This window comes from Streptomyces sp. NBC_00377, from assembly GCF_036075115.1.
Lineage (GTDB): Bacteria > Actinomycetota > Actinomycetes > Streptomycetales > Streptomycetaceae > Streptomyces.
On the sequence record NZ_CP107958.1, the window covers coordinates 9,150,603 to 9,172,846 of the forward strand.

Genomic DNA, 22,244 nt, shown 5'->3' on the forward strand with positions numbered 1-22,244 from the left:
ACACGCCCGGCCCAACCTGATTCAGCGGCTGCCATGCCGCGGTGATGCGCTGCTGCGGCGGAGGCCCGGCCGAGCCTCAGGAACAACGAAAGTGCGCCCGGCGCGAGCGCGGAGCCGAGCTCTGTCGCAGTGACGCACGGCCGACGGCGAGCGGGGCAGGCGAGGTACCGGTCGGCCGCACAAACGCTTTGGCCCCTTCCACACCAAGGTGTGGAAGGGGCCAAATGTAGTAGCGGGGGCCAGATTTGAACTGACGACCTCTGGGTTATGAGCCCAGCGAGCTACCGAGCTGCTCCACCCCGCGTCGGTAAGACCAGGGTACAGCAACGGCCATCCATAGGCCGGGAATTGTTTTGGTGGCCGTCAGCCCCTGCGATCGAGGCTGAGGTACAGCCAGGGGGCCGATGTCCCGGAGTCGTCCAGGTGCCTTCAGGAGCAACTGTGCATTCTCTCCGCCGAGGTGAGGTTGTCCACGACGTGCCGCAGGAAGCCGGCCGCCGTGTCGCCGTCACACCTGCGGTGGTCGCTGCTCAGCGCAGCTGGTCGGTGGCCTCGGTCGCCCCGGCGGGGGTGGCTGCCAGGCTGGCGAGGATTAAGGCGCTGATTTTAAGACGCTCTTCGGAGGTGGTGCCCGGTTCAGCGGTGTAGAGGCTCAGGCCGTGCACAGCTCGCTGCGACGGGCAGGTCCAGAGACTGGTAGGTCAGCTCCAGGAGGCCGACCTCGGGGTGCTGTAGCCGCTTGATGACCTCGTGGCCGGATTCGGACGTCGTGCGCGGCCCACATCGTGCGGAAGTCGGCGCTGACCGTGGACAGCTCGCGCAGAGCCCGATCATGCCGGCGGACCCGCACCGGTGCGCGCCTACATCGAGGAACTCATGCCTGACATCCTCGACGGCGCCATCGAGCCCGGCAAGGTCTTCGACGCACCAGGAACCTCGACGGCGTCCCGGCCGCCTACCAGGACATGGCCGACCGCAAGAGCCTCAAGGTCCTCGTCAAGCGCTCAGCGGCAGTAGCGCCAGGCACCTGGAAAACCGTGGTGCGAGAGGTCAACGAACATGTGAAGCTGGACCCAGTCTTCGTGGAGAAGCTGCTGTCCTTCGTGATTCGCGGCAGCCTCCGGGGGCCACCCGGCCGTACTCGTCGGGCACACAGCGCACCACCGACCCCGGCCGGTGCGGACTCTGTCGCGTGAGTGAGGCGGCACATGGATGTCGAGCTGACCTATGACATGCTCGGTGCCCGCTTGCGTGGTATCGGCAGTGCGGCGATCACCTACGACCAGCTGGGCAACCGACCCCGCACCCTCGGTTCATGGACCCTCGAATACGACCGACTCGGCACGCGTCTGCGCTCCGTGGGCGCCGCCGAGATCACCTACAGCCGGTGGGCCGGCCTGCCTCGCACCGTGGGCCAGTGGAGCTGCACACACAGCAAGGTGGCCTCCCGACTGCTGTGCATCGGCCTTCTTGAACTGAGATACGACCAACTCGGCAGCCGTGTGCGGGCCATTGGCCCTCTCGAGATCTTCTACGACCGGCTCGGCAGCCGACCCCATCGAGTGAGGCTGCCCGGCGAGGCCGAGGCGCTGTCCGACGATCTCCTCCTCGCGCTCTTCCTCGTGCTGTATTGGCAAGATGAGAGGGCAGCGGCTGCTGAGCGGCGATGAGCTGACTGCCCCTGAGCGCCTTCTCGGCTCAAACTTCGATGGGGTGTCCGGGGCTGCCAGGATGGGCCGGTGAGCACCCCTCGCCGCCCTCTGGGAACCGGCCCCCGCCCCACCTCCACCGCTACAGAACCCGCTGGCCGGCCCGGCACCGCCGCGCAGCGCGCAGCCGACCGGCTACCCGAACCGACCGCCGACGCCGCCCCGGCGTGCGCACCAGACGGCGCGTCCTCGGCCCCGGCCAGGCCCCGCTCGACTCCGAGCCGTGACTCCACGCCGGCGCCCTGGCGCAGCCTGCCGCGTCCGCTGTGACGTAGCTGGTAGGCGCCGTCCTTGCTGCGCTGGTTGGACAGCCAATGCCCCAGCTTGAGTCCGTCCTGGACGGTGTCGGTGGTCGCGGTCGCCAGCGTGCCGTGGGTGTCGGTGTAGGTGCGGGCGCTGGCGAGGACGCGCTGGAAGTGGGTGGCCATGTGCTTGCGGCGGGGCCGGGCCGCCCGAGCCGTCTCGTGGGTGAGGCCGATGTCGGCCAGGAGGCGCCGCTGGCCGGGGTGCAGGCTGTCGTGGCCGGTGGTTGTAGAGCCATTCGCCCAGGCCGAAGCCGGTGGTGGGGAAGCCGTGTTCGGGCCGCAGGGCTCCGCGGGCGCGGGTGTGGTCGCGGGCCTGTAGTAGAAGTGCTGCCACATCACCGTCCACGGTGACCGCCACCACGGATCCGGTGCCTCGAGTTCCGCGACGTGTTCGGGTGGCGTCGCGGGGCATTTCCGGTTGTTCGACAGCCACCCCCAGGGCAAAGCCGTTGAACCGGCTGTGGGAGGCCCGAGCGGTTCGGTCTGGCTGGTAGGGCCCCACAGATCGTGAAGGCTGCCCCTCTAGCCTGGCCCTATGACGGATGCGGGTGATTTCCGGGTCGGTGACGTGCTGTCGGTTTCCTGCCCTTTCACGCCGGCCAGAGTCGAGCAGGCTGTGCGGTGGGGTCACGTGTCGGTGCGATGGCCGTGGTGGGACATCGACGCTGACAGCGATTTCGTGCACTGGAACGGGATCGTCGCCCTGGGCGTGAACGGCGGCGGGCGTGCCGCGCCTGAGGTGGAGATGGAGTTGTTCCGAACCGATCCACTCCCCGGGCTTTTGGAGGCGGGGGACCTCTGCCAGGTCGGAATACCACCGACGGTGGTGCACGTGACGGCTGTCGATCACCACGACCCGCCGCGGCAGACGGGCTGGCTGCCGCGCCCCCACCACACTGTGTCCGTGCTGCGCCGCGGCCTGTCCTACCGTGATTACCCAGACGGGAGCCATCTCGACGGCACGGGCTACGCCCTCCACCCCGGCAACGGAATCCCCTACGCCTTCGAGCTGCTGATGCGCCCCTACGCGGCCCTCTCACCCGGCGATGAGGTCGCCGACGCAGCAGGGCGGGCGTGGCAGTTCAAGGGGCCCTGGGACTGGACCGCCTTCGACGGAGCGGGCCCCGAGTGGCCGCTCGCCCTGTTGGCCCATGCAGGGATGCCGTGGTCCGAGGGAGATGCGGAGGCAGTGGCCGCAAGCACGGCGATCGGTTCCCACCAGGAGACCGTACGCCAGTGGATGTCGCTCACCAACGCCTCGCCCACGCCCTGACCGGACGACACGCCCGTCCCGCAGGCCGGGGCCGGGCCTGCTGACCTCCGGTGACAACAAGCCTGTCTATGTGACACCTATCGTGCTTCGGCTCAGCAGGGTGAGCCGCCACTTCGCCTTCACCACCTGCTTCACCACCCGATGATCCTCAGGCAGCCGCAGAGAACGGCGCTGCTCGTGGCCCTCCAGGCGCTCGGGGAGTCCGAGTTTCACGGCGGCCGCAGCGGTGAGAACGATCAGCGGATCGGAGTCCTTGCCGTTGCGGTGCAGACGCGGCGCGCCGAGGCGGACTCGTGCAGCGTCCACTCCCGCTCCACCACGCTTGTCGCGGGGCAGTCGAGCACGATCCCGTCGACGCCGTACGCGCTGCCGTCACCGTCCAGGCCCGCGAGAGGGCCGTGCGGGAAGCGCGGGTCGGCTGCCGGCGGCGCCGCCGTCTCGGCCCGGCCCCGCCGCGGCGCGCTTTCCGACCGCTGTGGACGTGGTGAACAAGGGTGCGGAACGTCCAACTGCATTGGGCTTGCAAGGCCCCCACCATCATGATCATGGTGAAGAGCCCGATGGCCTTGCTTCGGGAGGAGCCGGCGGCCGGAGGGCTACCGCCACCGCGTACAGCTGGGATTCCGGAGATTGCCTACCTGTGTGGCGCCGGATCCCAGTCGCACAGCCCCGTCCCGATCCGGGTCAAGGCCCGTGTGGTGCGGTCAGGGCTTTGTGGGTCGACTCCAGGATCTTGTCCGACAGTTCTGTGCCTGCTGTGGCCCGGGCGAGCAGGATCGCGCCCACCAGAGTGGCCACCACGGGAAGGCCGTCCTGGTCGTCGGTGGACATCCACGCCGCGAATTCCTCGACCCCGGCCGCGTACGTGTCGCGGACCTCCCCGGCTGTGGGCTCGCGAGCCATGTCCCCTGCGAATCCCGCGGTGGGACAACCGGTGCCGGGCTGTTCACGGTGCTCGGCCGACAGGTAGAAGTCGAGAAGGGCGCCGCGCGCGGTGTCGTGATCGCCGTGGTCCGTATCGAACGACGCCAGGAGTGCGTCGAGGTCCCCGAAAGCGGCTTGAGCCGCCTCGGCGATCAGGGCCTCCTTGGAGGGGAACTGCTTGTAGAAGCCACCCGTGGTCAGCCCGATGGACTTCATCAGGTCGGCGACGCTGATGCCGTTCACGCCGCGCTCCCGGAAGAGCTGGGAGGCCGCGGCGACCGCACGCCTGCGGTTCTCGAGCGCTTGTGCTTGCGAAACGCGACTCATCACTCACCTGCCCACGTTAGATAGTTAAGTGCATCTATCGTACGCGCAGCGCCGACGGTCGGCCGCGAGACCCTTCCCGTACGGCTTTTTCTCGCTGCCGCAAGGCGGGGGCCTGTGGATCCGCTTCGGTCTCCGACCGCGGGCGGTGGCTGACGGGATCGCGGGCGTTGACCGGAGCGCTTTAGATATCTATCGTAATCTAAAGCGGGGTCGACGCTTCGGCCCCTGCTCATCCGCCGGCCCAGAAATGAGATCCCCCATGACCACGCAGAACAAGACCGCTGTCGTCACCGGCGCCTCCGCCGGCCTGGGCACCGCCTACGCACAGCGGCTCGCCGACCGGGGCTACGACCTGATCCTGGTGGCCCGGAACACTGCGCGGCTGGAGACGCTGGCAACGGACATTCGCAGGCGCACGGGCCGCGCGGTGGACGTCGTCTCCGCCGACCTCACCGATGCGGCGCAGATCGCCGTGGTCGAGGAGCGGCTGCGGACCGATGAGAGCATCGAGATGCTGGTCAACAACGCCGGCGCTGCGCTACTCACGCCGCTGACAGGTTCCGACGCGGCGGCCTACGAGGCGCTGATCAACCTCAATATGACCTCGCTGACCAGGCTGACCATCGCGGTCCTGCCGGGCCTGACGGCCCGCGGACGCGGCACCGTCGTGAACATCTCCTCCGCCATGGCCCTTAACATCATGCCCATCAGCGCCGTGTACAGCGGCACCAAGAGCTACGTGCTGACGTTCACCCAGGCCCTGCAGCAGGAACTCGCCGAGAGCCCCGTCACGGTGCAGGCCGTCCTGCCAGGCGCCGTCCGCACCGATCTCTGGGACAGCTCCGGCGTCGACCTCGCGACGTTCCCCGACGAGATCGTCATGAACGTGGACGACGCAGTCGACGCGGCGCTCGCCGGCCTCGACGCCGGGGAGCCCGTCACCATCCTGTCGCTGCCGGAGATCAGCGACTGGGAGGCGTTCGAGAAGGCGCGTCAGGCGCTCGTCCCGAACTTGTCGCTGCGGGTCCCGGCTGATCGCTACCGCGGCTGATCATCGCTGCGACTCCCGTACGGGGGAGTCCCTCTGCGACAACGGCACGCCGCTGTCGCACCAGGCCGATGCGTCGTGCGGCGTGCGGGAAGACCGGCACACTCGCCACCTTCTCCTCGCCCAACAAACAGCCGGGGTCCGGCACCGCAGTGGTGGCGGTCATGTGCACGGCAAGCCCGTCCGCACCGTCGACTGCCCGTCCGTGCAGCTGCCTTCCATGGTGCAAGGACCCGGGCCCATCAGGCCACTCACCGGATACACGCTTCTCGCGGCAACCCGCCACCCCGTGGCTCTCTCACACCCCTCATTTGAGGAAACATCCATGTCGAACGCCCTGTGGAACCCGACGACCGTCGGAGAGATCCCCTTGCCGCACCGGCTGGCGATGGCCCCCGACGTCATCACCGTCGGCACCATGGCCCTCGCCAACCCCGACCTGGTCGAGCGAGTCCGCACCGGCGCCCCGCTGAACACCCCCGACCCCGCCACCATCTACGGCGGCAACGAGGCCGGCTACACCGACTACCCCACCCTCACCGCCTGACCAACCCCGGCCGGGCGCATCGCCTCCGCGAGAAGCAGCAGCCGCTGCCCGGCGCCATCGCCGGATTCTGCTCGTCCAACCCGCCGGTTCGACCCGATTCCGCTGTCCATCACCGGGGTGGAGCCGCTCCGTCCATCCACATTGGGGAAGCACATGTCTGCCTCGAAAGTCGAAACCCAAGCGTCCACCGCCGACCTGCACCGCCTTGCCGATGAGTACGTCAGGCGCGTCAACCTGCGTGACCTCGACGCCCTGTTCGCCCTGTACGCGCCGGACTTCCGCAACCACGCCGCCGACGGCACCGCCACCGGCCTCGAGGAGACCCGCGCGGTGCTGGCGTCGTTCCTCGACGCGGTCCCCGACTTCGCCGCCACGCCGGTCCGTGTCATCGCCGAGGACGACTGGTTCGCGGTCAGCTTCATCCTCACCGGCACGAACACCGGATCCTTCAACGGCACTCCCGCCACCGGCCGATCGATCAAGGTGCTGGAGCTCCGCATGTTCAAGGTGGCCGACGGGAAGCTCACCGAGCACTGGGGCCTCATCGACCTGGCGACGCTCTTCGCCCAGCTCCAGTCCTGAGCGGGGCGTACGTGAGTTGAGGCCTGTTCCACCCTTTCGCAAGGGGCAGGCGCACCGGCCGCGGCGTCGCCGGGCGGCTACGGCCACGACTGGGTGCCCAAGCCCCCGAGCAGTGGCCGAACCGGGGAGCGGGACGGACGGTTGAGGCAGACGCCGCCACTCAGGGCTGGCGTTGCGGGGGCGTCCGGTGGCGGTGCGGTGCCCGGGCCCGCCGGCGAACTCGCTGATGAGCATCTTCGGGGTGGAGGACGGCGGCACGGTGATGAACAGGACCGGCAGACGCCCGTCCTGGTTCGGATGGCGGCGCCGGTCGGCGAGTCGACGGTGCGCCCGAGCTGCTGCATCGCGGTGGTCTTCCCGGTGGTCGCCGGCCCGGAGATGATCAGGCCACGCCGGGCTCCGCCCTGCTGGCCGCGGTTAGCAGCAGCAGACGGCGCACTGTCTTCAGGACCACGAACCGGTAGTCCTCCGGCTGCTCCGGGGTCCACTCATGGTCGCCAGCGATGGCCAGGTCACGATCTTCTTGAAGGCGCTACTGGTTTCCTGATGTGCCCCGGTGGGCGGGGACGCCGTGGGCCCGGCTGGTGTCGCCCCCCGCTTGCGCTGGGCGCGAGCGGGGCAGGGGCAGCGTGGTGGCCGTGGGGCTGTTCTGAGGTAGTAGTTTCCCGGGACTCAGGATGACTCTCCGAAGTGCGGGAACTCGGGGCGAAAGGTCAGGGGCCGACCTGAGGAGAGTCATGAGCGAGCAGAAGTCGCAGCAGCGGGAGCTTCCACAGCCGCTGCGCGCAGCCGCCTCAGTGCTGCGCAAGGTGCCTGGCGCCGGGATGGTCGCCCGGGCGGGCGAGGACGTGCTGGACAAGGTCGGGGCGGTGTCGCCGCGTGGGCGGCGGATCGCGGTGTACACCGGGGCCGGGGTGCTCGGCGTCGCAGGCGTCGTCGAGTGGCCCGTCGCGGTCACCGGAGCGGCGGTGGCGTGGCTGACGCAGCAGCATCGGGAGAAGTCGCCGCGGCCCCAGGGGATCGAAGAGTCCGAGGCCGAACAGATCCAGCAGACCGAGGAGGGCGCCGAGGCGATCGGCGGGACCGCCGTGCGCACCGGCGGAGCGGAGCCTGCCGACACCTCCGGAGCGGCCGAGGCCAAGGCGTCCGGCCAGGTGCCCACGCCGAAGGTCATGGCGTCGTCCGGCAACTCCTCCACGCACGGTAGGGCAGTACCCGACACACCCTCCGGCAAGTTGCCCCCGCACGGCGAGGCGTCATCCGCCGCATCCCCGCAAAGGGCGGACCCGGCGGCTCGGCGACCACCCGTCGTGCCGGTACGAGCGGCGGAGGGAGAACGATGAGTGGAGGGCTTCTGAGGCGTCCGACGGCGGCCGCGGCCGGACTGGTCCTGGCCGGGCCGCGGCTGCTCGCCCGCGGCGCGGTACCGGCGGTGGGCGCGGCCGCCGGAGCGGTGGCGGGGACGGCACGGGCCGGCGTACGGGGCGCGGACTTCGCCCTGCGGCTGGCCCGGGTCAGCCGTGCGGCCCTCCCCGGCGGCGCCAACGACTGGCGAACCGGAACCCGGGCGCACCTGGCACTGCGAGAGGCCACGCCGGCAGGGCGGCTGGACCGTGAGGAGCACCTGACTGGTCGGCTCGACGGTGAGGAGCACCCGGCGGTGGCGCCGGACGGTGAGGCGCGCCCGAGCGGGGCGCCGGGCGGCGCCGAGCACGCCGCGTCGTGGTCCCGTCGTACGGAAGACCTCGCGCGGCGCGTGGCCGTGGATCTGGCCGAGCATCCGGACGTGGCGCTCGCGTACTGGGACCGTGGGCTGGCGCGACTGGTCGTGGTGGCGACCGAGGACGCGGTCAGCGACCAGGTCATGGAGCGCGCTGCCGCCCTCGCCGAGCGGCACGGCCTCGTCCGGGACGAGGACACCGTGGAGGAGCTCGGTCACCCCGGCGATCCGGCTTCCGTGCGCACCGCCGCAGCGGCGCTCGCGGCCGACGCCGTGGGCGTCGCGGCGGCACTGACTGGGTCCGCGCTGCGGCTGCCGTCCTCGCCCCGCCTGGTGACCGCTACGCTGACGCTGTTGCGCGAGAACCCGCGCTTCCGCTCCTGGCTGCGCGCCCGGCTCGGCAGTGCCCGCATGGACGTGGCACTGGCCGTCGCGAACGCGGCCGTCCACGGCGCGGGCCAGTCCCCGACCTCGCTGCTGCTCGACGGTGCGCTGCGCACCTGCCAGCTGGGGGAGGCGCTGGTACGCACCGTCGCCTTCGAGACCGTGCACGACCACCTCTGCGATCCGGGTCGGGACAGCGTGCCCGCAGACGCGTCGCTGCGCCCGCCGCTCAGGACCTCCCCGGCCCAGGAGTACGCCGCCCACGCCTCGACCGGCAGCGTCCTGGGCGCGGCGGCGACGCTGCTCGTCAAGCACGACGTCAACGAGGCGGCTGAGGCCGTCCTCGCCGGCTCGCCGAAGGCCGCCCGGTACGGGCCCGCCGCCTTCCACGCCGTGCTGAGCGGCGCGCTGTCCCGGGCGGGCGTGCTGGTGCGCGACCCGGACCGGCTGCGGCAGCTGGAGATGGCCGGCACCGTCGTCCTGCACCCGAGCGCGCTGCGCACGCCCGGCGACGGAGCGGACCCGTGGGCCGAGGCCGTACTGGACGCGGCTCGGCATGGCGGGCTGCGGGTCGTCGTGGTGGACGATCCGGCGCTGGCCGACTTCACCGGGCTCGCCGACCAGGTCGTCAGCGCCGAACGGCCGTTGAGCGAGGTGGTGGACGAACTGCGCGAGGAGGGCGGTGTCCTCACGGTCGCCCGTCCCCGCCCCGGCGGGGACGCCGACGTGACCCGCGGCCTGCTCCACGGCGACGTCGCCGTCGCTCTCACCGACGGCGACGGTCAGGTCGTGTGGGGCGCGGACGTCCTCGCCCCGCACGGCCTCGCCGACGTGTGGCGGCTGTTGACCGCGGTCCCGGCGGCCCGCGCGGTCGGCAGCCGGTCCCAGACCCTGGCCCGGTCCGGCGCCGCGCTGTCCGGACTGCTCGTGGCCGTCGGCGAGTCCCGCCGAGGGACACCTGCGCCGCTGCCCGGACTGCGGCACGCGCCGGTCGACGTGGCCGCCGCGGCGGCCCTGTTCTCCGGCACGCGCGCCGCCCTCGGCGTGGCGGTGGCCCGCGCCCCGCACCCCCGGCCCAGGGTGGCCTGGCACGCGCTGGACCCGGAGGACGTACGCGAACGGCTGGCGCACGAAACACCCCCGGAGCCGACCGCCGTCGAGCAGGCGATCGCCCGGATGCGCGAAGTGGTCGACCCCGTCGTAGCCCTGCCCGTGCTGGCTCCGGCCCGCTGGTCGCTGCAACTGGCCCGGGCCGTCCGCAGCGAACTGGACGACCCCCTCACCCCGGTCCTGGCGGTCGGTTCGGCAGCCTCGGCGATCCTCGGCTCCGCGATGGACGCCCTGCTGGTCCTCGGCGCCCTCGACCTGAACGCCCTGGTGGGCGGTGTCCAGCGGCTGCGGGCCGAGCGGGCCCTGTCCGGACTGTTCGCGCAGCAGAAACAGAAGGCGCGGGTCGCGGAGGAGGAGCCGTCGGCCGAGCCCCATGTCGTGGACGCGGCCAAGCTCAGCCCCGGCGACGTCATCGACCTCAAGGCCGACGATGTCGTGCCCGCCGACGCCCGCCTGCTGTGGGAGGACGGCCTGGAGGTCGACGAGTCCGCGCTGACCGGTGAGTCACTGCCGGTGGACAAGTCCACGGAGCAGGCTCCCCGCGCCCCCGTGGCCGAACGGCGCTGCATGGTCTTCGAAGGGACGACCGTGGTGGCCGGACGTGCCCGGGCCGTCGTCGTGGACACCGGCGAGCTCACCGAGGCGGCCCGGGCAGTCGCCCTCGCCGCCCGCGTTCCGTCGGCCGCCGGAGTGCAGGCCCGGATCCAGGAACTCACCCGTAAGGCGATGCCGTTGACGATGGCGGGCGGCGCCGCGGTGACCGGCCTGTCGCTGCTGCGCGGCACGCCGATCCGGCAGGCGGTGAGCGGAGGCGTGGCGGTGGCCGTGGCCGCCGTACCCGAAGGGCTCCCGCTGGTGGCCACGGTGGCGCAACTGGCCGCGGCCCGCCGGCTCAGCAGCCGCGGACTCCTCGTCCGCACCCCGCGCACCCTGGAGGCGCTGGGCCGCATGGACACCATCTGCTTCGACAAGACCGGCACCCTCACCGAGAACCGGCTGCGCCTGGTACGGGTGGCCGGCGCGGACGGCACGGTCCACACCCTCGACAAGCCGGACGCCGCCGACACGCTGCGGGTCGCCGCCCGCGCCTGCCCCCGGCTGAACGGCGACTCGCTCCGGCCGGTGCACGCCACCGACGAGGCCGTCCTGGACGCCGCCGGACCCGACCCGCAGTGGACGCAGACCGAGGGCCTGCCCTTCGAGGCCGGCCGCGGATACGCCGCCGCCGTCGGCCGCACCGAGGACGGCTCACCGGTGCTGGTCGTCAAGGGCGCCCCGGAGACCGTCCTGCCCACCTGCTCCGACCTCCCCTCCCACGCCTTTGACCGGGCACATGCGCTGGCGGGTCATGGGCTGCGCGTCCTGGCGGTGGCCCGGCGCCCGCTGAGGGAGGGCGAAGAGACGACGGACGCACTCCAAGAGCCCTTGCAGGACCTGGAGTTCACCGGGCTGCTGGCGCTGGCCGACGTGGCGCGCGAGACGTCCCCGGCCCTGGTGCGCGGGCTGCGCGAGGCGGGCGTACGGCCGGTGGTGCTGACCGGCGACCATCCGCAGACCGCCCGTGCCATCGCCGCGGACCTGGGCTGGCCGGACGACGCGAGCGTGGTCACCGGTGACGAACTGGCCGCCGCGGACCGCTCGACCCGTGCCCGGATGCTGCGGGACGCCGACGTGGTGGCCCGGGTCGCGCCAGAGCAGAAGCTCCAGGTCGTCGAGGCCCTCCGGGACGCCGGCCGGGTGGTGGGCATGGTCGGCGACGGCGCCAACGACGCCGCGGCCATCCGCGCCGCCGACATCGGCGTCGGCATCAACGCCCGCGGCTCGGCTGCCGCCCGCAACGCGGCCGACCTCGTCGTCACCGGCGACGACCTGTCGGTGCTCATCGAGGCGGTCCACGAAGGCCGCTCCCTGTGGCACAGCGTCGCGGACGCCATCGCCATCCTCATCGGCGGCAACGCGGGCGAGGTCGGCTTCGGCATCCTCGGCACCGTCCTGTCGGGCGCCGCGCCCCTGTCCACCCGCCAGATGCTGTTGGTGAACCTGTTCACGGACCTGTTCCCGGCGATGGCGGTGGCGGTGACGCCGAAGAGGACGGCAGAGGGGGAGAGGGCCGGCACGGACGCCGACGAGCCCCTCGGCACGACCCTCCTCGGCGCCCCCCTCATCCGCCAGATCCGGCACCGCGCCCTGACCACGTGTCTCGGGGCGACCGTCGCCTGGCTGTTCGGCCGGTTCACGCCCGGCACGGCCCGCCGTTCGACGACGATGGCCCTGTGCGCGGTGGTCGGCACGCAACTCGCCCAGACGTTGACCGACCGCCGGGACAGCCCCCTCGTCCGTGTCACGTCCCTGGGGTCCGCCGTCGCGCTTGTCGCGCTGGTCCAGACCCCCGGCGCCAGCCAGCTCTTCGGCTGCACCCCTCTCGGCCCGCTCGCCTGGGCCGGAGTGGCGGCGGCCATCGCCCTGGCGGTGGCCGGGCAGCGCGCCGTTCCGAAGGTGGAGGAGGCGCTCGCCAAGCACTGGCCGTCGCTGGCCGAACAACTGGGCTGAGCGGCACGGTTTCGTCCGGCCGGAGGCACTTCATGTTCCGGCCGACGAGCAGATCTCGTGGACCGGCCGGACCGTCCGGCTGGCGATCGTCAGCCGCATGAGTGAGCACACGGAAGTGCGGACGACGACTCTGCCTGCACGGCTCACCGCCGCCCTGGAGGCAGATCGTTGTCGCCGCGGGCTCACACGGACGGCTGCGAGGCCTGCTTCTCGCCGTCTGCGGCCGTCTCGGCTGTATCGGGGGTGGTGTAGAAGACGGACGTGCCCTGCTTGGTCCGCTGGGTCTGGTTCTTGGCCACGAGCCCTTCGAGCGTCGTACGCACCACGGTTGTCTTGATGCCGCGCTCGGGATGCTGCTGTGCCAGAGCGGTGGTGACTTCGGCGGCGGAGCAGGGCTCGCCCTGGCTCTTCAGGTGGTCACGCACGAGGTCCACCAGCGTGGACGGGGCCGACTCGGCTGCCGGCGCCTTGGCGGTGGCGTTCCTGCTCGCTCGCCTCGGGGCCGAGGCAGCCGGCTTCCTGGCCTTCGTCTGCTTGGCCGCCCCTGAGGCGGCCGCCGGCTTCTTGCGGGGAGCGGGTACTGCGGTGACAGGTTCGTCCGCGGGTGCCTCGGGCGCCGCCGGGACGCCGAGGGCCTGCTGAATGCTCACCAGGACACTGTGGTCGTGCCGCAGAGCCGCCAACTGCTCCCGCAGCGCGTCGATCTCGCCGTTGAGGCGTTCTTGTTCCTTGAGGTTGCGTTCAAGGTCACCGGCTACTTGGGCGTGGTACTGCGAGGTCAACTCGGTGGTCTTGGCGGTGGTTTCCGACATGATGCTCACAGTCGCCGGCCGTCCGGCGCAGGACGCCGCTCGCGACGGAGTCGTCGACGCATGCGGTGTCGAACTCCAGCCTCGGCAGCCGTAGCGCCACGTCGGTGCGTTCGGCCAGGACCGCGTCGATCTTCAACCTGTGGTCCCGGTCGATCCCGGTCAGCAGCGCCTGTTCGGCCGGGGCGAGACCGGCGATGACGGCGATCTCGTCCGCCACGATGGGGCCCACGTCACGGGAGAGACGCTCCACGGTCGCGCGCAGTGTCCCGTCGCCGGCGAGCCGCGCTACGGCGAGCAGCGCATACGGCTGACGCACGGTGTCCTTCTCCAGCCAGACCAAGTACTGGGAATTCGACGGCGACAAGGGCGTGGGCCGCTGCTCCAACATCGAGCCCAAGTCCGACGCGCTGCCCGACTGGCTCGACCTGGACGTCCCGGACGACCGGTTCATCGCCTCGACCCTGCTCCTGCAGTCCCGGCACCCCGGCTCCGCGTGGTACGTCGCCACCAGCGACATCAACCTCCAGACCAAACTGCACGCCGTCGCCCTGCCGTGCTGGTCGGATCCGTTTTCCGGGCTCGGATCCGTCAGGGTTTGTAGCGGTCACACCGGGGGGTGGAGAATCCCGTCGCCTTTGGTCAAGGGGTCTGGAACACTGACCGTTATGGACGTGAACCACGCTGACCAGGCGCGACGTGTTGCCCATGGCCGTTTCCCCGATGCGCTGAGCGTGATTCTTGCCGGGTCGACGGCCGCGGGGCGAGCCACTGCCAGTAGCGACCTGGACCTTGCGATACTCATCGGGGACGATGGCGATACTCGCCGGGAGACGATCCGGTTCGAGGGCCGTGTGGTGGAGTTCTTCGTCCATACCCGTGCCGGTCTCGTGGACCTCTTCGCTGCGGACGTTGCTGGGCGTCGTGCGGTCCTGCAGAACATGTATGCCACCGGTCTCGTCCTCGTCGATACAAATGGTGAGGCCGGGCGTGCCCGGGCCCTGGCCGAAGCGGACCTCCGCGAAGGTCCGCCGGCGCTGGAACCGCAGACAGTCGAAACGAAGAGGTACGGGCTGACGAACGCGCTGGACGATCTCGCCGACACGAGTGACCGATTCGAGCGTCTTGCGGTGGCCGGGTTCGTTCTCAATGCTGCGGCCGATCTGCTCTGCGACTACCACCACGCGTGGATCGGCGGCGGGAAGTGGCTGCCACGGCGTCTTCTGGAGGCGGACGATCAGCGCGGGGCCGCCCTGCTTGAAGGGCACCTGCACCTGTGCGAGTCGGGAGACCCGACGCCGATGATGGACGCAGTATCGGAGATCCTCGACCTTGTCGGCGGGCCGCTTCGTGAGGGCTATCACCGGACCTGGCGTGGCGTCATTGGATCGGCGTCTACTACTACCGGGCGTTGACGGAAGCTGAGGTCAGGACGGGGAGGGTGACCACTGATCAGCTGGTATCGGCACGTTCGGCCTGGGCTTTGGTCTGTGCGAGGCCCTGCCCGAGGCCACCCGCCACGCCCGGAAGTTCTGCACCTCCCGATGCCGCGCACGAGCCCAGGTCCTGCGCAACCGCGGACTGATGCCCGGCGGCCCACGCCCCCTGATCCCCGGGCCTCGCCCCCCGCGTCCAGATCTCCCCGGCGACGCGTCGGTTATGAGCCTCACATCCCGTCTTCCCAGGTAGACGTGCTGGGCTGTCCAGGTGTGAGGCGAGGGTTCACCTCGCGCTGTCCACCTCAGCTGTCCTTTGACAGGCGATCTTGACCGATTGACAGGTGAGTTGGGCCGCTGGGCTCAAGGAGACAGCTCGTCCGCGGGATCGGTGTCAGCGGTTCCTGGGAGCATACGGATCATGAAACGATCCGACGATCTCTTGGCAGGGCTGGATGACATCGACTGGGCAGCCCTGGGGCACGCCTACGGCAGCGCCGAGGACGTGCCCGGCCAGCTCCGGACGGTGTGCGGGCCGGACCAGGAGGCCCGGGAGAACGCCTTCCGCAGCCTGTTCAGCAACATCTTCCACCAGGGCACGCGGTACTCGGCCTCTCCGTACGCCGTGCCGTTCCTCGCCCGAATCGCTGTCGCAGGGCCGGCCGGCGCCCGGGCCGACGCGCTGCTGCTGCTGACCCGTCTGGCTATCGATTGGCACGACGAGTACAAACTCCCGCTCGGCATCGACACCGCCGCGTGGCGCGCCGCAGCCATCAGTCCCGAAGAAAATCTGCGCTGGTACGACGAGCAGATCGCCGCCGAGACCGACGAGGAGCGGCTGAAGAACTTGCGCGTGGGACGGACGTACTGTGCGGCAGGGCACCCCGTCGATGCCCGCGAGGGCGCACTGCGCTCCTATGACGCGGTCCGCGCCCAGCTTCCCGTCCTGCTCGAACTGCTCGGCGACCGGGACCCGGAGATCCGCACCAAGACCGCGTACCTCCTCGGCTGGTTCCCCGAGGAGGCCGACGCCATCCTGCTCCCGTTGCTGGCCTGCCTCGACGGCGAGCGGGACCCAGTCTGTGTCGCCACGGTCCTTGTCGCGGTCGGGCTGCTCGCCGACCACGACCCGGACGGCCGGATCCGGCACCACCTCGACCACGAGCACCCCTTGCCGCGCTGGGCCGCCGCCACCGCCCTGACCCGCTTGCTGGTCGCGCACCCGGCTGCCGCGCCCGGCCTGCCGCCGGCGGAGCGCATCGCCGCCGAGCTGGCGGCCTTCGGCGCCGGGCCGGCCCTCGAGTCGGCCACCGCCCACCATGCTGGCGACCTGCACAGCTACACCGTCCGAAGCCTGCTGCACCTGATGGGCACCACCGAGGACCCGGACGTGGTTCTCCTGGAGATCGTCCGCGCCCTGCCCCATCTTGAGAAGACCGGCGTCGTGCCCCGCCCGTTGGCAGTCCGCGCCGCGAACCTGCTGGAAGCCCTGTTCGAACCCACGGACACCACAACGGTGTTCACCGAGCTCTCCCCTGGACGCCAGAAGCTGCTGAAGGTCCTGGCCGAGCTTCTGACCGCCGAGGACTTCCAGCCCGTGCCGTTCGGCTCAGACCTCCACGAGCAGTTCACCCAGTACGGCCTCCCCGGCACCCGCCCTGCCCTCCGCGCCTACGTCGGCCTGCCCACCGAAGGCGAGGACCCCAGTGCTCCCCTACCCGATCCCTGGGAACCATTCCGCAACCACTGAGCTTCTTCAGCGTTGCCGCTCCAGGGTGAGGACGGCTTTGGCGATTGACGTCATGCGGTTTGGGCTGCATCGGGATCTGCGGAAGATCCGCCAGGACTTCAGGCGCGCGACGCCGCGCTCGACCGGTGCCCGTGTTGCGGCCAGGGCCCGGTTGACGGTCTTCTCGGTGAGGCTGAGTTCCTGCAAGGGCCTGCGTTTGATGCCTGTGCTCACCCAGGGGCCGCCGCCCTGGTAGGCGAGTTCGTGTGCCTGGAGGTGGTTCGGGGCGGCGCAGAGGCGCTGAGCTCAGGATCTCACGTCTGAACTGCTCCAGCCCGCGGTGAAGCTGGCAGTGGTGAGGAGTTGTTGTTGGCTGGGGTGGAGGGTGCTCCGTTGGCTGCGTTGGGCGTTGGCCCACCGTTGGAGTGTGTCCGAGAGGGTGTCGTTCCCGCTGATCGTGGCGCGGTATTGCTGCCAGGTGCGGTGCCAGGTGTAGGGCCAGGGTGGGTTCCACCACGGGTCCAGGGCAGTGAGCGCCTCAACGGTTGTCGTCGCCCAGTCTTTCTGGGTTGTTGCTGTGGCTACGAGCAGGGGCTTCTCAGTTTTGTGAGTCGTCTTCGTGGTGGCCGGGGACGCTCGGGGTGTGGGGCTGAAGCGCGGCGGTGGCTTCTGACCTCTGTGCATGTGGTGTGTGCAGGTTGATCGGGCGCAGTGCAGTTTTTCTGGGTCGCTACTTGAGGTGTCGGTGGTGTCAGGGGCCCTGAGGCCTTGCCTCTGGGAGTCGGTCGGTAGCACGGTGGCGCGGTCGAAGAACGCTGTTGTCGGTTCTGTCCACGGCGGATGCCGACGGTGGAGAGTGGGGAGGGTGCCTGGCTACGGAGTGGGGTTGTCGTCGAGCCAAGTGGTCGGGATGAGTTTTTCGCCGTTGCGCCAGTTGTAGCGGACGGAGTCCTGGTACCAATCGTGGGGCAGGTCCGCGTGGTCGCTGACGATCATCTGGAAGTTCGGAGAGAGGTCCCTGACGACCTGATGCATGAGTTCGAAGAGGCGGGTGACGGTCACGCGGTCTTCGTCCAGGGCGATGTCCTCCAGCCGGCCTCGCTGTTTGGCCATGTCGGAGGGGTAGTAGGGCTGGGTCGGCTGGTCGAGCATGAGGAAGCGGGGTACGGGCCTGCTGTTGACGACGAAGTACTGGTGGAGGGCGAGATGCGTGGCCACGTGGTAGCCAACGTGGTTCTTGCCGCTGCCGATGCGGAGCAGTTCGGTGATGCCCTCGACGGTGTCGGCGACGATGGTGAGCTTTTTGAGGTCCAGACGGACCAGGCGGTCGCCGTGTTCGAGTTTCAGGGTTTGGGCATGGCCGGTCATCTTGCCGCTGAGGTAGCTGAGGCCGTGGGTGAGTTTGTCGTCGATGGTCTCGGTGTCGAGCTGCTCTTCGAGGCCTTGGACGAGCCGCTGGGCGACGGCGACGTCTGACTCCAGGCGCTGGAGGTGTCCGCTGTCGGCATCGTGTTCCTCGCTGAAGCAATGCCGATCTTCACCCTGCCCCGCGTGCTGGGCGAGGCCACCGGCAGCGCCATCGTCCGTCGGCCGGTCGCCGGATGGGAGCAGGCCCAGCCGGTGATCGAGGCGATGGAGGCCGAGCACGGGTTGACTGCGGGCCGGCGCTACAAGGTCGCGGAGATGGTCCGCCCGGCGCACGCCGCCGCTGCTCGCAACTGCGCAGACAGGTAGTGCTTTGCGTGCCTCTGTTGCTACCTTCGGAGAAGATGATGGTCGATCCACGGGGGAGCGGTGGTGCCATGGCCGAGTACGGTGCACACCCGTCGCAGCGAGCGATCGTGGACAACCAGCTACAGACAGCTGCCAGCAGGTATCCAGGCCGCGAGCTCAACCAGGTCGCCGAAGCCAGCTGCGGAATTGGTCAGATCACCGACGTCCTGACCCCCCAGGCACGACGGGTCACCGCAATCGACTTCACCCCCACCATGCTCGCCGAAGCCCAAGCCCGCTGGGACGACCTCGCCAGCGTCGACTTTCAGCTCAGCTCCCTGCAGGACTTTCCCCCCTGGGCCGAGGATTCGTGTGACGTCACCATGACTGTCCGGGTGCTCATGCACATCTTCGACGAGGCCGATCTCACCCAACCTTGCCGGGCAATCGGTCGGGCAAGTCGGCTGGTCATCACCGGCGAGTACACCAGCGCCGCGACTCAGGTCGGCGCTTGGTCCCGGCTACGGTCACCCCAGCAGGACGCCGACCTGTTCGGCGGACAGAAACCGGCACGGGAAACCCTTGACTACGCTGGAGACTTGAGCACGTTCATGCTGCTGCAAGCCGGCACACGCTGACGTGCAGAAGCCCGTCACCGCTGATCCATGGGAGGGAATGTGCTCGACGCTGACATGATCCTTACCGCGCTGGGCGCCGGCGCAACCGCTGGCATGACCACCACCGGCGCCCATATGATCACTGACGCCTATGCTGAACTCAAAAGCGTGATCCGGCGCAAGCTCACCGCAGGAGGGCAGCCGGACGACATCATCGACGGTGTTGTCGAGACCGCCCGAGCCCGTCAGGCTCTGAACGATGCGGGCATCCCCAGCGATCCTGAGGTCATCGCAGCCTACCGGCAGGTGGTCGCCCTGCTTGACCAGTCCACCACCTTCACAGTGATCAATTCGGAGACCGTCAACGGTGCAGCCGGTACCTTCCAGGCTCCAGTGACCATCCACAACGCCCCACCAGTCGGCCAGGAGGCCGCCGACCCTCGGTAGCCGGCGCCCAGCCCGGCTCACGGGGCACCGGCGAAGTCCCACCCGGGGCGCAGCCACTGGAAATGACTGTCTACGGCGCGGTGGGGATCTTCCACGGCCCTGTCACCATTGCAGACCGGCAACCGCCGACCCGACTGTGGAACGTTCCGCCACGAAACCGGCTGTTTACCGGCCGCCGTCAAGAACTGATCCACCTGCACGCTGTTCTGACCACCCCGCCGACAGCAGCCATCAGCGCGCTGCATGGCACAGGTGGCGTGGGCAAAACCTCGCTTGCCGTTGAGTACGCCTACCGTCACCACGACAACTACGACCTGGTCTGGTGGGTGCCAGCCGAAAACGCTGCCCTAATCCCGACGGAACTTGCCGGGCTTGCCGCCGCACTGGCACTGACCAGCCCGGCCGACCCAGTTGCGGTCGCGGTCAAGCGGCTGCACGCCCACCTACGCGATCGCAGACGTTGGCTGCTTGCGTTCGACAACGCCGAAGCCCCGGCTCAGCTCTCCCCGTTCCTGCCGGCCGGCCCAGGCCACGTCATCATCACCTCCCGCAACCCCGGCTGGGACGACCTTGCTGTCCCTGTCGGGATCGACGTGCTGCCGCGTCGGGACGCGGTCACCCTGCTGCGCCGTCGCGCCGACCAACTGCCAGCCAACGACGCTGCGTCCGTCGCAGCCGCGCTCGGCGGGCTACCTCTGGCTCTGGTCCAGGCAGGTGCGTTCATCGCCACCACCGGCACCACCGCCGACCGATTCCTGACACTTCTGCGTGAACGCACCGCCGCATTGCTGGACCAGGACCGGCCCGCCACCTACCCGTCCACCCTCGCCGGTGCCACCGGGCTGACCCTCGACCACATCGCCGATCGGTCGGGGGCCGCCGCGCAACTGCTCACCGTAGTCGCCCACCTTGCCCCAGAACCGATCCCCTTCACTCTGATCACCGGGCAGCCGCACCTACTGCCCGCCGAACTGGCCACCGCGGCCACAGACGAACTCGCATTCGGCCACGCCTGCCGGATACTGCGCGAATCCGGTGCCGTTCGCGTCGGACCCGGCACCCTCGAGGCCCACAGGCTGCTGGCTGCGATCATCCGCAGCCGCGTTCCCGTCGGGGGCTCCTGGCGGCACATTGCGGCCAGCCTCGTCCGCAACGCAGTGCCGGCCGACCCATGGGACAACCCGGCCACATGGCCGTCCTGGCATACCTTGCTGCCACACGTCCTGTTCGTCCTGGAGGACGACACGAACGCCAGCCTCGCCCCACAGAACATAGGCTTGGCCACCTCAGCCGGGCGCTACTTGCACAGCCGGGGTCGAGCTCGTTCTGCCGTGCCGCTGCTCGACCGGGCGCTGCACCACTACCGGTCATTGGCTGGACCCGACGACCCGGCCACTCTCGGCGCGGCCTGCGACCTGGCTACCGCGTTGCGCGACTCAGGGCGGCTCCGAGAGGCGCTGCAACTCGGCGCGGACACACTTGCCCGCTGCCGGATCCGGCTCGGCGGCAACCACCGACTGACCCTTCAGATGGCTGGACGGCAGACTGCCATCCTCTGGGAGATTGGGCAGTACCCCGCCGCAGCTTCTCTGGGCCACGAAACCTGGCAGCGATGCCATCGCATCCTTGGGCCCGCCGACCCGCGCACCATCCGGTCGGCGTTCATCCTCGCTGTGTCCCTGTGGGACCTCGGCCACTACCTGGAGGCGCTACGGATCGGCGAGGACACCCTGCACCACTGTCGGCAGTCGCTGGGCGACACCGACCCTTACGCCCTGCGCACCGCCATGGTCGTCGTCGCCGTGCTGCATGATGCCGGTCACGACGTTCGCTGTGAGCACCTCACCAGAGCCCTGCTCAAGCAGATGGGCCGCACCCTCGGCCCCGATCATCCGGACCGGCTGCGCACCCGCAGCATCCTGGCCGCCGCCTGCGCCGGGCTTGGCAAGTATCCGGAGGCGCTCAATCTCAGCCGCAGCGCCCTGTCACGAATGCGTACCGTACTCGGCACGAAGCACACGATCACGTTGCGGCATAGTCGGCAGCACGCCGCACTGCTCCATGCCATCGGCCGCGACCAGGCCGCCTCCACGCTGGCCCGCAGAACCCACGAAATGTCGCAGAGTGTGCTGGGCCACGAGCATCCTGACACATGGTCCGCTGCGGTCACCTTGGCTTCGACAACTCTCACAGCGGACCCGCATCGAGCCGCTCAACTAGTGGAGCAGGCCCGCGCTGAGATCACTGGCCTGCTCGGCACCCAGCATCCGCTTGCACTGCGCGCCGCGCACCAGCACATGCTCGCGGTCGCCAAAACTGGCGATCTGTCCGCCGCCGTCGCCGAAGGCGCTGCGGTGGTGGCCGACCTGCGGCAGCACCTGGGCGCTGACCACCATGAAACCATGCAGGCCGCCGCCGCCTACGGCGTGCTTGCATCCAGTTTCGAGCCGCACAACGGGCAACTCTTGGCGGCCGCGCACGCCGCCGTCGGTGCCCTACGCGCACACGGCCTCCACGGGCCGACGTGGCTTCCGGACCTGCCCTGTCCGAGTCCGGAACCCCAATGACGAACTCGGGGTCCGGGGCCACATGCGGCGCGCGGAGCCCGGACCGTACTGGGCGACGTCGACGAGCCGACGGAAGTCGGGGTCGTCGACGGCTTCCAGCTCGACCCTCGCGGCGGCGGCCAGCCACTGGGTGGTGGCGATCCGCTCGACCATCGGCTCCAGGCGCCCGGCGCGAGAGGTCGACCGCGCGGCCAGGAGTCCGGCCTGGGCAGAGTTATAGAAAGACCCCAGCGTGACGGAGCCCCGCCCAGACCCACCCGGTGCGAGGCTGCAACGTCTGCATCAGCTCCCTTGGGCCACCACGTCGGTGATCTCCACGGAAACCCTCGTGCCCGACGATGCAGTGCTGATCATGGACGGCCTGTAGTTCAGGCTCGTCTCGTTCGACAGCTCGGCCGTCTGGATGATCGTCCGGGCTCGTCGCCCTGGATTTCGTAAGTGATCTCG

General features: G+C 70.0%; 16 protein-coding genes, 1 tRNA gene and 6 pseudogenes. 13 read left to right on the forward strand and 10 right to left on the reverse strand.

Annotated elements, in window-relative coordinates:
• Positions 1–230 precede the first annotated feature (230 nt).
• Both OHS71_RS40760 and OHS71_RS41465 read right to left on the reverse strand, forming a co-directional pair.
• Positions 231–304, reverse strand: a tRNA-Met gene (locus OHS71_RS40760).
• A gap of 348 nt (positions 305–652) precedes the next feature.
• A complete protein-coding gene (locus OHS71_RS41465) occupies positions 653–784 on the reverse strand; it encodes a hypothetical protein (protein ID WP_443047192.1) in 132 nt (43 codons plus the stop codon).
• Positions 785–837: 53 nt separating this feature from the next.
• On the opposite strand from OHS71_RS41465, the pseudogene OHS71_RS40765 reads away from it, so the two are divergent.
• Positions 838–1,001 (forward strand): annotated as a pseudogene (locus OHS71_RS40765) (IMP dehydrogenase); the annotation flags it as partial.
• 207 nt (positions 1,002–1,208) lie between these two features.
• Positions 1,209–1,670, forward strand: a complete 462-nt coding sequence (locus OHS71_RS40770; protein WP_328484826.1) for a hypothetical protein — start codon at positions 1,209–1,211, stop codon at positions 1,668–1,670.
• Positions 1,671–2,038: 368 nt separating this feature from the next.
• On the opposite strand, the pseudogene OHS71_RS40775 reads toward OHS71_RS40770, so the two are convergent.
• Positions 2,039–2,350 (reverse strand): annotated as a pseudogene (locus tag OHS71_RS40775) (helicase associated domain-containing protein); the annotation flags it as partial.
• 199 nt (positions 2,351–2,549) lie between these two features.
• On the opposite strand from OHS71_RS40775, the gene OHS71_RS40780 reads away from it, so the two are divergent.
• Positions 2,550–3,287 carry a hypothetical protein gene (locus OHS71_RS40780; protein WP_328484322.1) on the forward strand — a complete coding sequence of 246 codons (738 nt, stop codon included), beginning with the start codon at positions 2,550–2,552 and terminating at the stop codon, positions 3,285–3,287.
• A gap of 99 nt (positions 3,288–3,386) precedes the next feature.
• On the opposite strand, the pseudogene OHS71_RS40785 reads toward OHS71_RS40780, so the two are convergent.
• Positions 3,387–3,742, reverse strand: a pseudogene (locus OHS71_RS40785) (telomere-associated protein Tap); the annotation flags it as partial.
• Between the two features lie 229 nt (positions 3,743–3,971).
• On the reverse strand, positions 3,972–4,538 hold the full coding sequence (locus OHS71_RS40790) for a TetR/AcrR family transcriptional regulator (protein WP_328484323.1): 567 nt from the start codon (positions 4,536–4,538) through the stop codon (positions 3,972–3,974).
• Positions 4,539–4,797: 259 nt separating this feature from the next.
• On the opposite strand from OHS71_RS40790, the gene OHS71_RS40795 reads away from it, so the two are divergent.
• The 3 genes and pseudogenes from OHS71_RS40795 to OHS71_RS40805 all read left to right on the forward strand — a co-directional run bounded on the left by OHS71_RS40795 (position 4,798) and on the right by OHS71_RS40805 (position 6,715).
• Positions 4,798–5,589, forward strand: coding sequence for an SDR family NAD(P)-dependent oxidoreductase (locus tag OHS71_RS40795; RefSeq protein ID WP_328484324.1), 792 nt, complete (start codon positions 4,798–4,800; stop codon positions 5,587–5,589).
• Between the two features lie 406 nt (positions 5,590–5,995).
• A pseudogene (locus OHS71_RS40800) lies at positions 5,996–6,133 on the forward strand (alkene reductase); the annotation flags it as partial.
• 153 nt (positions 6,134–6,286) lie between these two features.
• A complete protein-coding gene (locus tag OHS71_RS40805; RefSeq protein WP_328484325.1) occupies positions 6,287–6,715 on the forward strand; it encodes an ester cyclase in 429 nt (142 codons plus the stop codon).
• Between the two features lie 213 nt (positions 6,716–6,928).
• Here OHS71_RS40805 and OHS71_RS40810 read toward each other — a convergent pair.
• Positions 6,929–7,217: pseudogene (locus OHS71_RS40810) on the reverse strand (ATP/GTP-binding protein); the annotation flags it as partial.
• 235 nt (positions 7,218–7,452) lie between these two features.
• Here OHS71_RS40810 and OHS71_RS40815 point away from each other — a divergent pair.
• Positions 7,453–8,058 carry a hypothetical protein gene (locus OHS71_RS40815; RefSeq protein WP_328484326.1) on the forward strand — a complete coding sequence of 202 codons (606 nt, stop codon included), beginning with the start codon at positions 7,453–7,455 and terminating at the stop codon, positions 8,056–8,058.
• Positions 8,055–12,479, forward strand: a complete 4,425-nt coding sequence (locus OHS71_RS40820; RefSeq protein WP_328484327.1) for a cation-translocating P-type ATPase — start codon at positions 8,055–8,057, stop codon at positions 12,477–12,479. The genes OHS71_RS40815 and OHS71_RS40820 overlap by 4 nt, the downstream gene beginning before the upstream one ends.
• 182 nt (positions 12,480–12,661) lie before the next feature.
• On the opposite strand, the gene OHS71_RS40825 is transcribed toward OHS71_RS40820, so the two are convergent.
• A complete protein-coding gene (locus OHS71_RS40825; RefSeq protein ID WP_328484328.1) occupies positions 12,662–13,291 on the reverse strand; it encodes a hypothetical protein in 630 nt (209 codons plus the stop codon).
• Positions 13,227–13,607, reverse strand: a complete 381-nt coding sequence (locus tag OHS71_RS40830) for a hypothetical protein (protein ID WP_328484329.1) — start codon at positions 13,605–13,607, stop codon at positions 13,227–13,229. The genes OHS71_RS40825 and OHS71_RS40830 overlap by 65 nt, the downstream gene beginning before the upstream one ends.
• 1 nt (position 13,608) lies before the next feature.
• Here OHS71_RS40830 and OHS71_RS40835 point away from each other — a divergent pair, with 1 nt between their 5' ends.
• Positions 13,609–14,703, forward strand: coding sequence for a nucleotidyltransferase domain-containing protein (locus OHS71_RS40835; RefSeq protein ID WP_328484330.1), 1,095 nt, complete (start codon positions 13,609–13,611; stop codon positions 14,701–14,703).
• Between the two features lie 442 nt (positions 14,704–15,145).
• Complete coding sequence (locus OHS71_RS40840; protein ID WP_328484331.1) at positions 15,146–16,474, forward strand: HEAT repeat domain-containing protein; 1,329 nt, start codon at positions 15,146–15,148, stop codon at positions 16,472–16,474.
• A 6-nt stretch (positions 16,475–16,480) separates the two neighbouring features.
• Here OHS71_RS40840 and OHS71_RS40845 read toward each other — a convergent pair.
• A pseudogene (locus OHS71_RS40845) lies at positions 16,481–16,717 on the reverse strand (transposase family protein); the annotation flags it as partial.
• Between the two features lie 609 nt (positions 16,718–17,326).
• A complete protein-coding gene (locus OHS71_RS40850; RefSeq protein WP_328484332.1) occupies positions 17,327–18,100 on the reverse strand; it encodes a DUF3732 domain-containing protein in 774 nt (257 codons plus the stop codon).
• A gap of 155 nt (positions 18,101–18,255) precedes the next feature.
• Here OHS71_RS40850 and OHS71_RS40855 point away from each other — a divergent pair, with 155 nt between their 5' ends.
• The 3 genes from OHS71_RS40855 (at position 18,256) to fxsT (ending at position 21,797) form a co-directional block, all read left to right on the forward strand.
• Positions 18,256–18,804: a class I SAM-dependent methyltransferase gene (locus OHS71_RS40855; protein WP_328484333.1), complete on the forward strand. Its 549-nt coding sequence runs from the start codon at positions 18,256–18,258 to the stop codon at positions 18,802–18,804.
• Positions 18,805–18,843: 39 nt separating this feature from the next.
• A complete protein-coding gene (locus tag OHS71_RS40860) occupies positions 18,844–19,230 on the forward strand; it encodes a hypothetical protein (RefSeq protein WP_328484334.1) in 387 nt (128 codons plus the stop codon).
• Positions 19,231–19,292: 62 nt separating this feature from the next.
• A complete protein-coding gene (gene fxsT / locus OHS71_RS40865) occupies positions 19,293–21,797 on the forward strand; it encodes an FxSxx-COOH system tetratricopeptide repeat protein (RefSeq protein ID WP_328484335.1) in 2,505 nt (834 codons plus the stop codon).
• Positions 21,798–22,244: the final 447 nt, after the last annotated feature.